Genomic DNA, 17,787 nt, shown 5'->3' on the forward strand with positions numbered 1-17,787 from the left:
CCTCCTTCACGTTCTATTCCTTTTTTGCAGCCGCTTCTGCAGCCTGTGCTTTCCGTCCTGTATCAGTTCTGTGCGGTCCGCTGTCTCTTCCTGCTGACCGGTTCCCGCTTGTAATCTTCTCAGCAACCCAGCGAGTGCATAAATGGTCGGATGGCTGAACATGTCAACCACTGACACTTCCTGCTGAAGTGAACGTTGGAGCTTGGAGTTCATTTGAATAATATCGAGCGAGGTAGCCCCCAGCTCGAAGAAGTTATCATGCAGGCCGACTTGATCAATACCCAGATAGTCCTGCCAAAGCTGGGCTAAAGTCTGCTCCAGTTCGTCCTCTGGAGGCGCAAACGACGTGCTGACCTCGGAACGTGCCGTTGTGCGGGATATGCCGCTCATCTTCCCGTCCACTAGGGATTGCAGGGATGAAGTGCGGGCGGCATGCAGCCGCAAGCTCAAATCCGTCGTCGATACCGTTACCTGAGGCAGACCGCAAGCCAGTGCATACCGGAAAACAGCGATTCCTTCCTCAGGGAACAACCGGGTCTGCTTGTCCGGGCCTTGTGTGGACACTCCCGCTTGTGCTGCAGCAATGGCGACTTCTTGCTCAGCCGCAGCGGCCATTCCGACAGTCTGCCACCCGTCCCAATCAATCGCGACGACATGCGTATTGTCCAGCGAGCGTTTACGGTAGGCGTAAGCATCGAGAAACGCATTGGCTGCGCAGTACCCCGCTTGGCCCAAGGCGCCCAGCACACTGGTCAGAGAAGAACACAATACGAGGAAGTCCAGCTTCCTTCCCGCCAGCACTCGCTCGAGGACACGCGTACCGTTCACCTTGGCCGTCAATGCACGTTCTTCAATCTCCCAAGTCCGCCGCTGGATGAGCGCACCATCGGCCGTGCCGGCCGCGTGGATAACGCCATGAATCGTTCCGAAGCGGTCGACCGCCCGGGCTACGGCCTGCTCCATTTGCTGCTCATTGCTTACATCCGCTTTGCAGACCAGTACCTCGGCCCCGTACAGCTCCAGCTCCTCGAGCTTTTTCAGCTGAATCGCCTGAGTTTCGTCTGCCGTATGTTCGACGCATTGACGCCAGTCCGCTTCTTCCCCTATTCCCGATCGGCTGACAAGTATGAGCTTAGCCCTCACACTCTTCGCAAGATGCTCCGCCAAGGTCATTCCTATACCGCCCAAGCCTCCGGTAATTAGGTATACCCCCTCTTCTCTGAGGCCGAAATTCTCTTCAACAGCGGCAGGAGCCGGAATTGGAACGTATGTCTGCACCCAGCGGTTCCAACCGCGATACGCGACGAAAATATCCGCTGGAAAAGCGGTTAATTCGGCTTGTAATCGGCCCAATAGCGCTTGCTGCCGATGTTCAGAAACCTCCTGCCCGAGCGAATCCGCAATATCGATGCTGCGACAGCGCACATTGCCGTATTCCTGCGGAATAACCAGACATGCCCCAAGCACCGCCGCTTGTTCCGGCAGCAACCGCTCATCTCCTGTCACCTCTTGCATACCGGACGTTATGACCGTAAGCTGCAGCTCTTCCTGCAGTCCGCAAGTCCCAATCGCCTGAGCCAGTGCAATAAGGCTGAAATAACCATTAGCCAGTACCCTTGCGCTGCGGGAAGCGGTCCACCCTTCGGTATGTACGCTCTCCTCCGTCAGCCAGGCATGAACAATGCGCTCCGGCATGGTGCCGGCTTCCTTCAAATTCTGCAGCAGCCGGGTATAATGCTCTTGCTGCCCCGGATCGATCCCGTACGCTTGATCATCCAGCTTAGCAAACGAATCGGATGGATAAACCGAAACGATGCCATGACCGGCTTGCTGTAACCCCGCTGCCAGCCGGGAACAAATGCCATGCTCTGGCGCAAAAAATAGCCAAGTGGTCTTGGGTTTCATGCCCGCAGCCGCAACTGCCTCTTCGTTCAACAGGGAACGTTCCCAGATTGGCGTGTACAGCCACTCCCGTACAGCATTCTTTTTAATTCCGGCAACGCTTTGGGGTCTTGATTCCTTCGCTTCCTTGCGGACAAGACCTTGCTTTAGAACATCCGTATCAAACGGCGGATCAACCCAATAACGCTTGCGCTCAAACGGATACGTCGGCAGAGCTATCCGCCGGCGCTGTTCATGCGCATGGAATGCCTTCCAATCAGGCCGAGCTCCTTCCAGCCACATGCGTCCCACCTGCTGCTGCAAATAATAGTCGTCACGCACCTGCTCCTTCACATGCCGAACAAGATTAATGACGGCGTGCCGCTCCTTCTTGTCGGGATGCCGGCGCACGAACGCGCTTAATGTGTTGCCGGGACCGACTTCCACAAATACGGCCTTATCGTCATGCAGCAGCTCGCGAAGACCGTCGGCAAAGCGTACGGTCCCGCGCAAATGCCGGACCCAGTAATCGGGATCGACTGTTTCTTCCTTCGTAATCCAGCCTCCGCTTACATTTGAAATATACGGTATGCCCGGGGCCTGCAGCTCCATCCCTCTTAACTTCTGGCGAAACGGCTCCATTGCCGGTTCCATCATGGCGGAGTGAAAGGCATGTGACGTATGCAGTCTTGTGCAGGCCTGCCCTTTCCGGGTCAGCTTTTCTTCCAAAAGCTCTATCGCCTCATGAGATCCCGATACGACGCACATCGCCGGACCGTTAACTGCCGCAATCGATAAGCCTTCGTTCATGAACGGTATGAGTTCCTGCTCAGGTAAGGGTACGCTTAACATCGCTCCCCCCGGCAGACTGTGCATAAGTTTACCCCGCAACACGACCAGCTCCAGCGCATCTTCTACCGTCAATACTCCTGCCAGACAAGCGGCCACATATTCTCCGACGCTGTGTCCGATCATGGAGGCAGGCTTCAGCCCCCATCCGATCAGCAGATTTGCCAGCGCATAGGAGAATATAAACATGACCGGCTGTGTCACGTCCGTCTGCTTCAAGCGATCACTGTGATCACCGGCCGCTTCGCTACCGGCGGGATACATCAAATCTTTTAAATCAACGTCCATCAACGGACGGATAATGGCAAAGCACCGGTCGGCTGCTTCGCGGAATTCCGGCTCATGGTTGTACAGATCCAGTCCCATGTTGACATACTGCGCGCCTTGTCCAGGGAACATAAATACGAGCCTGGGCCGTTCATTATCGCCAACACGGCTGTAAACCCGTTCCGGAGGCAGGCTGCCCAACAGCTCCAGCGCTTCCTCCGCAGAAGAACTTACGAGCATGCGCCTATGCTTATATGCCCTGCGGCCGATCTGCAGTGTATAGGCCGCATCGGGTAGAGAAAGGCCTGGATTAGCCCCTAAATACTCGCGTAAGCGGGCTGTAGCTTGTTCAAGTCCTGATTCCGTTTTTGCGGACAATAGGAGCAGCTGTGAATCTCTCCCTTTTGTTTCTTCCGCCCGGGGAGGTGCTTCTTCGAGCACCACATGCACATTGGTTCCACCGATACCGAACGAGCTCACGCCGGCTCTCAGCGGGTGCTGCTCGCTCGTCCAGCTCGTGAGCTCTGTATTGACGATAAACGGACTGCTGGCAAAATCGATTTTGGGATTAGGCTTATCGAAATGTAAGCTCGGCGGAAGCTGCTTGTGCATAATCGCCAGCACCGTTTTGATGAACGCCGCAACCCCGGCGGCACTATTTAAGTGGCCGATGTTCGTCTTGACGGAGCCGATCCGGCAGAACACTGTTTTGTCCGTCTGGAAAGCCAGCTTAAGCGCTTCGATCTCGACCGGATCGCCCAGCGCTGTACCGGTACCGTGCGCTTCGATATAGCTGATACTCTCCGGAGTGACCCGGCTCATCCGCTGCGCCGCGCGGATTACCTCAGCCTGTCCCTCTACACTGGGAGCGGAGTAACCCATTTTACGCGTACCGTCATTGTTCGCCGCCGAGCCCTTAATAACCGCATAGATAGCGTCTCCGTCGGCTAATGCCTGCTTAAGCGGCTTCAGCACAACGACACCCGCCCCTTCGCCGCCGACGGTTCCCTTGGCATTTGAAGCGAAAGCACGGCAATGGCCATCCGGCGAGCTGACCATACCTTCCTCGTATAAATAACCTTCCGTCCGGGGTACCGTTACGGTAACTCCGCCGGCTAACGCTATCCTGCATTCGCCCGTAAGCAGTGCTCGGCAGGCCAGGTGAATGGCCAGCAGGGAGGTGGAGCAAGCAGAATCGACGTTCACACTCGTGCCTTTTAAATTCAGCTTGTGGGCAATACGCGTGCTCAAGAAATCTTTGTCCGACAAAGCCAGTGCGGCGAACTGCTCGGCTGTGCTCTCGCTGCGCGAAATCATGGCCACTAGTTGCCAGTAAATACTCGATGATGCCCCTGCGTACAGACCGATAGCGCCGTTTGTCTGCTCCGTGTCGTAGCCCGCATGCTCCAACGCTTCATAGGCGCACTCATGGAAGATCCGCAGCTGCGGATCAATGACTTCAGCCTCGCGCGGCGAATAATCAAAAAAATCAGAATCAAACCATTCCGCATCCGGTACGAGCCCTTTCGCTCTTACATATCTGGGATTTCGAATCAGTTCGGGATCGACGCCTGCCGCCTCAAGTTCGCTATCGGAGAAGAAATGGATCGATTCCTTGCCGTTTCTCAGATTACCCCAGTACTCCTCTATATTTCGCGCTTCGGGAAACCGGCCCGCCATGCCAATCACAGCGATTTCCAGCCCGGTAGCCGTTTGTGAATGTCTGCTTTTAGTCATCATGCGCTCCCTCCAGAATCAGCATCGTCTGTTCCATGGTTTCGAATCCCGCATCCATCTCTTCGTTGTCGGCCATATCTTGGGGCATTGGAGCCTCCCCATTGTCCATCCTCTGTAAATAGCCGCCGAGCGCCGAAACCGTAGTGTACTGGAACATAACGGGTACTGGAATGTCATGCTCGAAGGTTTCCTTCAGCATATTGACTACCTGGACCAGCTGAAATGAGTTGCCTCCCAGTTCGAAAAACGTATCCTGTACCCCGACTTTGTCTTCGCTAACCGCCAAAACCTCGGCCCAGATCCGGACCAGTGTGTTCTCTGTTTCACCCTGTGGTGCCACGTATTTCTTGCCAGTATGAACATGAGCTTTCGGATCAGGTAATGCTTTCATATCCAGTTTGCCGTTTGCCGTTACAGGAAGCTCATTCAGGTAGACAAAATAGGCCGGAATCATATAAGCGGGCAGCTGCCCGGAGAGATGCTCCCGAAGTTTAGCAGCGGAGAGATCATCCGGCCCGGTATAGTACGCGCATAAGAAGTTCTGCCCGCTCTCATCTTCCATGATGCGGATTACAGCTTCGCGAACTTCCTCGTGACGCCGCAGCAGAGCTTCGATCTCACCGGGCTCTATGCGATATCCCCGTACCTTGACCTGGTCGTCCTGTCGGCCCAAGTACTCCAGCGTTCCGTCTTGAAGCCAGCGTCCCAGATCACCCGTCAAATACAGGCGCTCTCCGGGAGCGAACGGGTGAGGGACGAATTTCTCTGCTGTCAGCTCCGGTCGACCGAGATAACCGCGAGCCAGACCCGCACCCGAAACGCAGATTTGGCCAGGCAATCCTGGTGGAAGCAGCTGAAAATTAGCGTCTAATATATAAACCTTGGCATTATCGACCGGCCGCCCGATCGGAATGCCTCCGTTGTCCGGCTTAATTTCGGTGAACGTAGTCACGACCGCATTCTCAGTAGGACCGTAATTGTTGAACAGCCTGTAGTTGCCCGGCTTATACCGCTTCAACCGATCGCCGCCTGTTAACAAGATCCGCAGTGGGGTCTGTTCCCGGTCCGGCAAATCCATGAACTGCTCGCACATCAGAGTCGGCAGGAAGGCGATGGTAATGCCGTTCTCTGTGAAAAAATCATCCAGTTTGTTTGCATCCAGTCTGATCTCGGATGGCACGATGTGAATGCATGCCCCTGCAAGCAGATAGGGAAACACTTCCCACACCGAAGCGTCAAATCCGAAACCGGCATACTTGATGCTGCGATCCAATGTTGTTACACCAAAAGTGCGATTGTGCCAGAAGGCCAGATTGACAAGCGAACGGTGCTCAATCATGACACCTTTCGGCTGTCCTGTTGACCCGGATGTATAGATAACATAGGCCAGATCATCCGCTGTGCTCTCTAATGCCAAATTACCTGCTTCGCCGGCAAACAACTCTTCATCATCCAGACACAGCGTCTTGCGGCCTCTCATTCTGCCGATAAAAGCCTGTTGTGTCAGCACCACTTGTGCGCGGCTGTCTTCCAGCATGTACGTTATGCGCTCGTCGGGATAATCCGGGTCTATCGGCAGGAAAGCACCGCCGGCTTTAAGGACGGCCATCATACCAAGCATCATGTCAGCGGAAGGCGCAAACAGCATGCCTACGATGTCACCCGCCCCGATTCCTTCAGTCCTCAGTACCCGGGCGAGCTGGTTGGCCTTCTCATTCAGCTCACCATACGTCATGTACTGCCCCTGGTTAACGATGGCAGGCGCATGCGGGGTCCGTGCAGCCTGCTCTTCAAACCATTGCTGAACGGTCTTATGTTCAAGAAACTCGGCAAGACTGCCGGCCAGAGGGCCGAGAAGATCCTCTCTCTCCCCCGGCAGCAGTATGTCGATGCTGTTCAGCGGAAGATCCGGATTCGCCAGCGTCTCCCGCAGCAGAAGTGTGTAACGCGAGACAAGTTTATCTATCGTGTCGCTGCGGTAGAGCTGTGCGTTATATTGAACCGTACCGCCGATGCGGTCTTGCTTCCTGCAAAAAGAAAACAACGTAGTCCATTTCACATTCCGGAAATAACGCTCTTCATGAATGTTGTCGAGCAGCAATGCCGCCTCGAATAACGGATGTGCGATGGGATCATCCGTTTGAAGCGCCAACTGTTCCGCCACCATCTCCATCGGATAGCTCTGATGATCCACTGCTGCCACAACCGTATCTTGCGTGTGAAGAAGACATTGTCTGAACGAGAGTGAGTGATCGATCTTAATCCGCAAAGGCAGTACGGAATTGATAAATTCGGCCTCTTCCTTCTGCTTATAGATCGGAGTCCCTAGCGTAACGACACTGCGATTGGACATTTTGGCCAGCAAGACGGCGAGTGCAGCAGATAGTACGACATGAAGCTTTGAATCCGATCCGTTGCTGACTTGCAGCAGGCGGTCCGCCAGCTCCTGCGGGAAGGAAAACGAAGCATATTCAACCGTCACCCCTGTTCCGCGCGTATAATCGCCAGGAAACCCGCTCTTGTCATATTCTCCGGACAATGCGGACAGCCAGTATTCCCGTTCCTTGCTCTTTTGAGAAGCTGCCACTGCCAGACGGTCCAAACGATTTTCAAGCCCCATCCCTATTACTCCCTTTCTTCCTCCTCATAGTCCGAATTCCCCCCGGGCTCCGGCAAGATAGACAGGTTCAGGCTCAGCTAAATGATGAGCAATCGTGATGTCCTTCAGCTTCTTGTCCGGATTTGCCAGAACACCGGATATAATATCCTGCATATAACCTGCAAAACGCACAATCGTGTCCCTCAGGAATAAGCGGGTGCTGTATTCAAACTTGAAGGACAGTCTTTCTCCGTCCTCCTCCGCGATCAGAGACAAATCAAAATGAGAGGCGTCGTGAACGAACGGGAAAGGTTCCATCTTCAGGCCGGGAATGCTCATCTCAGGGTTCTGCATATTCTGGAGCGCGAATACAACATCAAATACCGGATTACGGGCCAAATCACGATCCTGACCCAACTGCTGAACCATTTCCTCAAACTGGTAGTCCTGATTGGCAAATGCATCCAGAGTTGTGGCTCGTACTGTCTGTAGAAGGGCGCTGAAGCTCATTTCTTCATCCAATTGATTACGCAGCGGAAGCATGTTGACGAATTTGCCGATAATAAGCTGCAAAGACTGCTGTTTGCGGCCAATAATCGGAGTCCCTACAACGATGTCTTGCTGAGCACAAACTTTGGATAGAAGCAGATTGAAAACGGCGAGCAACGCCATGAACAACGTCACATCTTCCTTCAGGCAGAGCGACTTCAGCGCTTGTGTCTGCTCCATACTCAGATCAAAGGGAACTCGGCTGCCGGAGAAATTTCTTGTCTCCGGGCGCGGATAATCCGTGCGCAGGGCTAACCGGGGAACTTCCTGCAACTGATTTAACCAGAATTCTCCCTGCCGTTGCTGCTCCTCCGTTTCCTTCATCCGGTTCTGCCAATCTGAAAAATCCTTATATTGCAGCTCAAGATCGGGCAATTCACGACCGGCATACAGAGCCATAAAATCGTTAACGAATATGTCCTGTGATAAACCGTCCGACACGATATGATGAAGATCCACCATCAACACATGCCGCTCATCCTCAAGCTTGATGAGTCCGGCGCGCATCAAAGGCGCCCGGGTCAAGTCAAAGGGCCGCACGAACTTCGCCACTGCTTCGCGGATTTTCACAGCCGTTTCCCCTTCCTCATCAAGGAGTCCAGCGTCCGAAGCCCCCAGCTCAATTTCGCCGCTGAAGTCCGCATATTCAACCTCGAACTCGACGGTTTCGCTGATTTTCTGGATGGGCAAGCCGTTAACCAATTCAAATGAAGTACGCAAGCTTTCATGACGCTTTATCAGCTGCCGGAGTACCGCTTCCATTTGGGCCCTGTCCAGTTTGCCTATCAGAATGCCTGCCACAATTTCGTTATATCCCGTATGTCCCTTCTCCATCTGCTGGATCAAATACAGACGCTTCTGCGCGGAGGACAGCTCGTAATATTCGCGTGGCGGAGCCTTTTCAATATCTTGGTAGGCACTCTGTTCCGCCTCATCGATATAGGCGGCCAACTGCTGGATCGTCGGCATATTGAAAAAGACAGGCAAGCTGATTTCCACCTTCATTTCCTTATGAATCCCGGTAACAACCGTAATTGCTTTGAGTGAATCTCCACCCAGTTCGAAGAAATCATCCTGCACCCCGATCCGGTCTATCCGGAAAAACTGCTCCCACATCCCGCAGAGCCTGCGTTCGGACTCTGTTACGGGAGCGATATATTCACCGGACAGCGCGGGACGGGTGTAGAAGCCGCCGTCTCCCTTCGGGAGAGGTGCCTCTTCCTGAGCCGTCCGTTTCACCCACTTGTCGATCCGATCCTGCAAGCTGCCGGTCGACAGGACGATCTGGCCTGCTTCCCGGACCGACAACACGCGCCTCAGCAACTCGACCCCCTCTTCTGGCGCAATGAGCAGCTCGGATATCGAAGCGCCCGCCTGCCCATGAATCGTCTGCTCTTTCTCCAGCTGCCAGCCGTCCCAGTTGATACTGGTCCAAGGTGTGCGCAGACGGCGATTGCGATCGTGTACATATGCGTCCATAACATGGTTCGCTGCCGAATAAGCGGTAAAACCTAATCCGCCGAGCATCGGAGACAGCGACGAAGCCAGCAGGCAGAAATCAAGCTCCTTGCCAGCCAACACCTGATCCAAAACATGGAGTCCATATAGCTTTGCTTGAAAATGCTGCTCGCTTAATTCCTCATCTGTCTCCTCCAGCATCCTAAATGCCGCTTCGCCTGTCATACCGGCTGTGTGAATCACCCCGTTCAATGAACCGAACACCGCCTCGGTTTGCTGGATAGCCTCCTTCATTTGCTCTTGATCCGACGAGTTCGCTGTAAATACAAGCACTTCGGCTCCCTGAGATTCGAGCTGTTTCAGCTTGCCGATCTGAACACTGACGGTATTCTCTGGGCCGTATTCGGCAAGCCACTGCTCCCATTTATCGTTTGCCGGAAATGGTGAGCGGCTGGTAAAGACAAGCTTCGCCTGTACGCTTCTGGCCAGATGACCGGCAAGGACCTGACCGATATATCCCAATCCGCCTGTGATCAAATAGACCCCGCCTTGACGGAGTCCCGCCGCTCCCTCTTCAGGTTCTGCTACCTTAACCGGTTCATAGCCGAGTACCCAGCGTTCGTTGTTGCGATAGGCAGCCGCCAATTCGAACCGGGCAGCGCTAAATTCGTCCAGCAGGCGGCTGATCAATCTATCTCTCTGCCAGCTCCCCGCTTCCGGCAGGTTAATATCGATGCTGTGACAATGGATGTGCGGTAATTCCTGCGGAATAACCCGGCATGGTCCCAGTACTGTCGCTTTCTCAGAATACAAGACAGATTCACCGGCAATGGCTTGCATATTATCCGTTAGCACCCACATGCGCATTTCATGCCCCGAAGCTTGTTTTTTCAGCGCTTTGCCTGTGTATAACAAGCTGTAGTACCCGCGTTCCTGTGTGGCCCTCAGCCATGATGCACCACTGTAACGAGGAGATGGAGCGGAAATTCCCCAAGTATGAAGCAGCAGGTCAGGCAAGGTTCCCCCAGCTTTCAGTTCAGCAAAAAGCTTCACATAATGATGTTCATTATGCGGATTCACGGTATATTGATGAGCTGCCGCCCGTTCGTAGTGCTCGCCCGCACGAACTACAATGATTTGCCCTCCACACTCGGCAAGGGATTTGATAATATCGGCAGCCAGGCCGTTTTCATCGGCGAATACAAGCCAATTTCCGGCAATGTTTGCGTTCATGCTGGCGGAGCCAGGAAGCAGCTGCTCTTTTTTCCATGTAGGTACATAGAACCAGTCGGACATATCCGGCAGCTTGGCCACCTTGCCGCCCGCGCCCTGAGTCTTGTTCTTAGCGCTGCCCACCGGCAGTGAAGTACCGGCAGCAGACTCGATCCAATAGCGCTGCCCGGCAAACGGATAAAGAGGTAGAGAGATACGCCGTCGCGGTTCTTCTCCATGAAATGCTCTCCAATCGACGGACTGGCCGTAGAGCCACAATCTCCCGATCCGGTTAACGAGCAGGGAGGTGTCCGGTATGCTGCTATGCTCAGGCGGCATAAGGTTTAGTGCCTGCTGTCCGCGCTCTGTATCGATGTAGCGACGCGCCAAGAGTGTTAAATCCTGTCCCGGACCGATTTCCACGAACAGCCTGCCCTGCTGCTCTGCAAGCCGCTCAATCCCATCCGCAAAACGAACGGTATCCGTCATGTGCCGAGTCCAATAACCCGGGTCTGTCGCTTCTTCATCCGTTATCCAATTGCCCGTCGTTGTAGAGACATACGGTATTTGGGGCGGATTCAAACGGACCTGTCGGACGGCTTCGGCGAACGGCTCCGCCACTTCGTGAAGAAGTGAAGAATGAGCAGCCGTTGACACCGGCAATCTCATACAAACGAATTTGCCCGCCTTCATCTGCTGTTCGAATGCGGCGATTTCTTCTTCTGGGCCGGATACAATGCAGGAAGGCCCGTTGACGACCGCCAGTGATATGGAGCCGCTAAGAAGGGGTTTGATATCTTGCTCAGGAAGAGGCACGCTGAGCATCCCGCCTGGCGGCACCTGATACATAAGCTCTCCGCGCAGTATGATGAGACGCATCGCCTCTTCCAGTGACATGACGCCGGCGAGGCAAGCGGCAGCATACTCGCCGAAGCTGTAACCTATCATCGCATCCGGCTTCACTCCCCATGACAGGAGAAGACGCGCGAGCGCAAATTCGAGCATAAGCATGGCAGGCTGGATATGTTTAGTCTGATTTAATTGAAGGGACGCTTCCGCAGTCTCTGCGTCTGCATCCGGGTACAGCATTACCTTCATATCAGAGCCGGTAATGTCGAGATACAGACGGAAGCAGTGGTTCATCTCTTCTCGGAACACGGGCTCGGTCTCATACAAGCCCTTCCCCATGTTGATATATTGCGATCCTTGCCCGGAGAACATGAACACGATTGAACCGCGCTCCTCCCCGGTCGTGCCGGAGATTACTTTCCGTGCATCGAAGCTTGCCCTGTCAGCAGCAGGCGTCAGTGCTGCTATCGCTTCCTCAACCGTGCTGCAGGAGAGCAGGTGCCGGTATCTGAAGGGACGCCGGCCGGTCTGCAAGGTATACGCAATATCGGCCAGATTCACTGAAGGATGCTCCTTGAGATAGACGCCTAGATTGGCTGTCATCGAATCGAGTGCATCCGGTGTCTGTGCGGACAATACCAGCACCTGATGGGTCCGGCCCTTCCCGGTGGCTTCCTGTATAGGCGCCTCTTCCATGACGACGTGGGCATTCGTTCCACCTATTCCGAAGGAACTGACTCCCGCGCGCAGCGGATAATCATCGTTGCGCCAATCGGCCAGGCCGGTATTGACTACGAAAGGACTGTTCGCGAAATCAATATTCGGATTCGGGGTCTCATAATGCAGGCTGGGCGGAAGCTGTTTATGATGAAGCGCCAGCGCCGTCTTGATCAAACCCGCCACCCCTGCTGCGGCATCCAGATGTCCTATGTTCGTTTTTACGGAGCCTATGCGGCAGAAGCCGGTCTTGTCCGTCCGGAATGCCTTCGTCAACGCCTGGATCTCGATCGGATCGCCAAGCGTAGTTCCCGATCCGTGCGCCTCAACGTAAGTGATACTTTCGGCTGGAACTCCTGCGGCTTCTTGAGCTCTGGCGATAACATCAGCTTGGCCCTGTACGCTTGGCGCCGTATAACCGACCTTGCGACTGCCGTCATTGTTGATAGCCGAGCCTTTGATTACCGCATAAATCCGGTCACCATCTGTGATAGCTGCCTCGAGCGATTTGAGCGCCACGAATCCGACGCCGTCTCCGCCTATCGTCCCCTTTGCTTTGGCATCGAAGGTGCGGCAATGACCGTCCGGCGACTTAACCATTCCTTCCTGATAAAGATACCCCGATTTATGAGGAAGCACGATAGACGCGCCTCCGGCCAGAGCCAGATCGCAATCCCCGTTAAGAATAGACTGGCAAGCTAAATGTACAGCTACCAGTGAGGTAGAACAGGCCGTTTGCAAACTAATCGCAGGACCTTTCAAATTCAGCTTATGCGAAATACGAGTGCTGACCGTATACGAATCATTCAGCGAATCAACCTCAAACATATCCGATAAATTCCCGTGCAAGCGGTCAGACAACTGCGACAACCAGTGGAAATTGTTCGTAACCCCGGCAAACAGCCCGATAGACCCAACATGTCGCTGCGGGTCACAGCCGGCATCCTCCAGCGTATGCCACGCGCATTCGTGCAGCAGGCGAACTTGAGGATCCATCATCGCCGCCTGATCCGGAGTATAACCGAAGAAGGCCGGATCGAAGTGGTCCATCTCATCCAGCACGCCCTTTGCTTTGACAAACTCAGGCCGCTCCAAAAGCTGGCGGTCAAATCCATACTCTGCCAGTTCGTCATCCGAAAAAAATGAGATCGACTCTCTGCCCTGCTGCAAATTGCTCCAAAACTCACTGATATTTCGTGCGCCAGGGAATCTGCCGGCCAAACCAATAACTGCAATATCCCGGCTGCCTTCATTCTCGTGCTTCGTACGGCCAGGTTGTGCCAGGGAAGGCTGCTCGTTCTTCCTAGTGGGTGCTGCACTCTCGCTCTTCCGTTCTGCTGATCGTTCCGTTTCGCCTGCCAAATGCACAGCCAGTTCATATACGGTGGGGTATTGGAACAGCGTGACGATTGAAATCTCACGCTTAAGCTGTCTTTGCAGTCTGCTCTGCAGTTGGATGAGGCTAATCGAATTGCCGCCTACTTCAAAATACTTATCGTGGATACCGATGCGGTCCAGCTCAAGCACGGCTTTCCAGGCGTCTGCAATCAGATTCTCCAGCTCTGTCCTCGGCATCGCAGCTTCCTGAACCTCGCGGGGAGCCTCCGCAAGCGCAGGCAGTGCCTTGCGGTCCAGCTTTCCGTTAGGTGTAAGCGGTATCTGTTCCAGATGGACAATGTGAGACGGTATCATGTAATCGGGCAATTTTGCGGCAAGATATGTCCGCAGGTCAGATATAGACACCGTCTCACAAGCCGCTATGTAGGCGCATAACTCAGTCTGAGCGCCCCGTTGTTGCACCGTTACCGCTGCTTCTTGAACTGATTTGTGCTGCAGGAGCATCGTCTCGATTTCACCGATTTCGATGCGGTGGCCGCGGATTTTCACTTGCTGGTCCATTCGTCCCATATATTCAATGGTTCCGTCTTCCAGCCAGCGCGCCATATCGCCTGTCTTGTAGATATTCCCGCTTAAGCGGAAGGGATCCGATACAAATTTCTCTGCCGTCAGATCCGGCCGATTCAAGTAACCGAGCGCAACACCGTCACCTCCGACGATCAGCTCGCCGGGAATGCCGATCGGCAGCAGGTTATCATAGCGGTCGACGATATAAGCCGTAGAATTGCTGATAGGCGGCCCGATCGGAATATGCTCGTTAAATTCACGGTCAATACGGAAGCAGGTGGAAATAACCGTGTTTTCGGTAGGACCGTACGCGTTCCAAATCGTCAGTCCAGGACATGCTTGCCGAACAGCCTCAATGTGCTTCGGAGAGAGTACATCGCCGCCTACGACCAGGTTCCGCATCCCGGCGAACATGTCTGGACGCTGCTGGGCCAACTGATTGAATAATGCCGGAGTCAGCAGTCCACCCGATATTGCGCGCGTACGCAAAAAGGCATCCAGTTTGGCATTGTCAAGCAGCGTATGTTTGTCCGCAATATGCAGGCTAGCCCCGTTCAAGAGCGCCCCGAACACCTCGAATGTTAGAGCATCAAAGCCGATTGCTCCTGCCTGAAGGACGCAGTCATGCGCTTCGAACTGGACGTGGTTCGTGTTCCGAACCAGCCTCACAATTCCTCGGTGCCCGACAATGACACCTTTGGGCTTACCGGTCGAACCGGATGTATACATGACGTAAGCCGGATGTTCCGAACTGCCTGTCTGAGGCAACTCGGACGCTTCGCCGAGATGAAGCAGCGCTTCGTCCAGCTTCAGCACCTGGGCATGTTCCGGTATCAGATCCTCAAGACCCGGTGAAGCCAGCACTGTGCGCACATTGCCATCGGACAGCATATAGGCAATCCTTTCGGCAGGATGCGCGGAATCAAGCGGCAGATAGACCCCTCCCGCTTTCAGAATACCGAAGATTCCAGCGATCAATTCTGTGGATCTGTTCGCCATCAAGCCCACAATCTGACCGCTTTCCATGCCTTTCGCCTGCAGCGAACGAGCAACCCGGTTAGATTGCTCATTCAGCTCGCGATAGGTATAGGATATATGCTCATCTGTTACAGCCATACTCTCAGGAGACAACAGCGCCTGTTCCTCGAACAGCTCATGAACCATTTTCTCACTGGGATAATTTGAAGTTGTCAGGTTGAATAACAGAATTTGCTCCCGCTCTTCATGGGTAAGAATCCCGATATCCTTAAGCCTTGTCTCCCGGTACGTGGTAACCTGAGCTTGAGTGATTTGTTCAAGAATGTAGAGATAATGATGAGCAAGCTTCTTGACCATATCCTCGTGATACGCCTGTTTATTATATGAGAAGGTTAATTCCAGCTCTTCGGCCACTGTAATGCGGAGTGTCAAATCGAACTCGGTCTCTTCCTCAATGTGATGGGGTTCAATAATAAGCAGTCCGTCGGTGCTTGTAACCACTTCATCCAGCGGATAATTCTCCACTACGACTAGGGTATCGAACGGACTACCTTCAGCTCGGAGCCCTCCGTATGTTTTGATATCCGTCAAGGAAGTGTTCGCATGCTCTTCGCTTGCTTGAATCGATGCATTCACCTCGGCCAGGAGCTCGGGGATCATTTTATCCGGACCCGCCGTCATGCGAAACGGCAGCGTGTTAATGAATAAGCCGACCATGTGCTCCATTCCGGGAATAATCGTATTGCGTCCTGACACCGTAGTACCGAACAATACGTCGTCACTGTTAGTATAGTGCTGAAGCAGAATGCCCCACGCCGTATAGAACAGAGCGGCCTGCGTCACTTCCTCGGAACGGACCCACTGATGCAGTCCGGCAGTGAAGGTGCTGCTCCGTTTTTCCGTGTACACAGCCATGTCCGGCATCCCCGAAACTTTTGTGCTCCTTGTAACGATGGGCCGGTTCTGCATGTCATGCAAGTACTGGCTCCAGTAGTTCTCTTGTGTTTGCTTGTCCTGCTGCTGCAGCAAAGAGATAAACTGCTTGAGGTGCGGCTTGTATTGCCGCTCCGGCTCTTGCCCCTGTGCCAGCATCAGGTAGGCGCTCCGCCATTCCTTCAACAGAATACCGGTGCTCCAGCCATCGAACAAGATATGGTGAAAGCTCATCAGCATGGTGTGTTTACGCTCGGTCTGCTTACACAGCGTCAAGCGGAAGGGCACCTGATCCAGCTTGAATTTTTCCTTTTTATCGGCGGCAATCCGGTCTGCAATCAGCCCAGCCTGCGCATTTTCGTCATAATCGGAATAGTCCTCATAACGAATAATGGGACGGTGCTCCCGCAGCACGATTTGAACAGGCTGGTTCACCTCTTCCCAGCGGAACAAAGACCGCAGCGCCTCGTTGCTCCGCACAACGTAGGCCCACGCCTGTTCAAACAACGAGGGCTTCAGCTCCCCGCTGACGGCAAGTGCGATCAACTCTACATACTGCGTAGTTTCGGGATCTCTCAAGTATTGAAGCAGCATCCCGGACTGCATAGGAGACAATGCCAAAATATCTTCAACATTGCTTTTGTCCAGCTTCTGAGGTTTCTTCACACTCTCACCCATCCTTTTCTATTCGAACTTCTCCTGCTTCTTTACCGCATATTTGCGAAGTCCGTATTGAGAAATGACCTGCTGCTGAATTTGGCTGGTGCCTTCAATGATTTCCAGCACCTTGGCTTCCCGAAATAACCGCTCGGCAGGGTAGCCGCTGCGGCAGCCGTTGCCGCCGTGAACTTGCACCGTATCGTTCGTGACCTCAACAGCAACTTTCGATGTAAAATATTTGGCGATCGCTGTCTCGTCAACCGCTTCCGCCGCCCCACCTTTTCGCATTTCACCTGCGGCTATACAAAGCGTACGCGCGGCATGAACCTTGGTGACCGCGTCCCCAATCATTCCTTTGACCAACTGGAACTGGTGCAGCTTGTCTCCGAATTGGGACCGCGACATCGAGTAGGCTACCATCGCTTCCAGCGCCTCGCCTGCAATTGCCGCTCCTGCCCAAGCAATGCTGTATCTGCCATGATCAAGCGCGGTGGATACGATATAAGTAAAGCCTCCGCCTACGATGCCGAGCACGTTCTCCGCCGGAATTCTCACTTCATTGAGCTGAATCTCCGCAATGTGAGCCCCCCGGTTGCCGAGCATGCCTTGCATAGGGATTGTATGCACTCCTTCACGTTCGCGCTCTACGATGAATGAGGTGATTTGCCCGCCCGAATCAGCTGCGATCACAACGAAAAAATCAGCGATTGCGGCGAATGAAATCCACTTTTTGCTGCCATTCAGAATATAATGGCTTCCTTCTTTACGGTAGGTGGTCTGTACGCTTTTAGCATCCGAGCCCACATTTGGTTCTGATAAGGCGAACGCGCCCAGCTTCTCCGCCCGCGCCATCTGTGGCAGCCAGTATTTTTTCTGTTCCTCTGTGCCGAATCGCAGCATGGTCTCTCCGAGCAGTGAGGTTTGAACGGTTATCAGAGCCCTCGTGTTGCAGCAAGCTTTGCCGATTTGCTCTGTAAACAGTCCGTATGCCACAGGATCCAGCCCCAGACCGCCATATTCCTCCGGCCAGCTGGCCGCCAGATATCCCAATTGCCCCATTTTGTTAATCAAGGTGCGGGGCAGCTCGCCTTTGACATCGATTTCTCCTGCGAGCTGCCGGATTTCCCGATCGGCAAAAATTTTAGCCTCCTCTACGACTTGGGCGGCAGACGCGCATGTCTGTCCAATCATCG

The 17,787-nt window shown here is 53.9% G+C and carries 4 protein-coding genes; all 4 read right to left on the reverse strand.

Annotated features, from left to right (window positions below; translation table 11 throughout):
• Positions 1 to 6: 6 nt before the first annotated feature.
• Genes AB4124_RS24605 through AB4124_RS24620 form a run of 4 tightly spaced genes read right to left on the reverse strand, consistent with a single transcriptional unit; the run spans position 7 to position 17,785 of the window.
• A complete protein-coding gene (locus tag AB4124_RS24605; RefSeq protein ID WP_441974494.1) occupies positions 7 to 4,737 on the reverse strand; it encodes an SDR family NAD(P)-dependent oxidoreductase in 4,731 nt (1,576 codons plus the stop codon).
• On the reverse strand, positions 4,727 to 7,354 hold the full coding sequence (locus AB4124_RS24610; protein WP_441974495.1) for a non-ribosomal peptide synthetase: 2,628 nt from the start codon (positions 7,352 to 7,354) through the stop codon (positions 4,727 to 4,729). Before AB4124_RS24610 ends, AB4124_RS24605 begins: the two co-directional genes overlap by 11 nt.
• A gap of 24 nt (positions 7,355 to 7,378) precedes the next feature.
• On the reverse strand, positions 7,379 to 16,612 hold the full coding sequence (locus AB4124_RS24615) for an amino acid adenylation domain-containing protein (protein WP_441974496.1): 9,234 nt from the start codon (positions 16,610 to 16,612) through the stop codon (positions 7,379 to 7,381).
• Between the two features lie 6 nt (positions 16,613 to 16,618).
• Positions 16,619 to 17,785, reverse strand: a complete 1,167-nt coding sequence (locus tag AB4124_RS24620; protein ID WP_441974497.1) for an acyl-CoA dehydrogenase family protein — start codon at positions 17,783 to 17,785, stop codon at positions 16,619 to 16,621.
• Between the last annotated feature and the right edge of the window lie 2 nt (positions 17,786 to 17,787).

It is taken from the genome of Paenibacillus sp. 2KB_20 (assembly GCF_052115765.1).
Lineage (GTDB): Bacteria > Bacillota > Bacilli > Paenibacillales > Paenibacillaceae > Paenibacillus_AQ.

What these genes read in the sequence shown, in the direction of transcription:
- AB4124_RS24605 (WP_441974494.1), bottom strand. Translation starts at nt 4,737, where the DNA reads ATGATGACTAAAAGCAGACATTCACAAACGGCTACCGGGCTGGAAATC.
- AB4124_RS24610 (WP_441974495.1), bottom strand. Translation starts at nt 7,354, where the DNA reads ATGGGGCTTGAAAATCGTTTGGACCGTCTGGCAGTGGCAGCTTCTCAA.
- AB4124_RS24615 (WP_441974496.1), bottom strand. Translation starts at nt 16,612, where the DNA reads ATGGGTGAGAGTGTGAAGAAACCTCAGAAGCTGGACAAAAGCAATGTT.
- AB4124_RS24620 (WP_441974497.1), bottom strand. Translation starts at nt 17,785, where the DNA reads ATGATTGGACAGACATGCGCGTCTGCCGCCCAAGTCGTAGAGGAGGCT.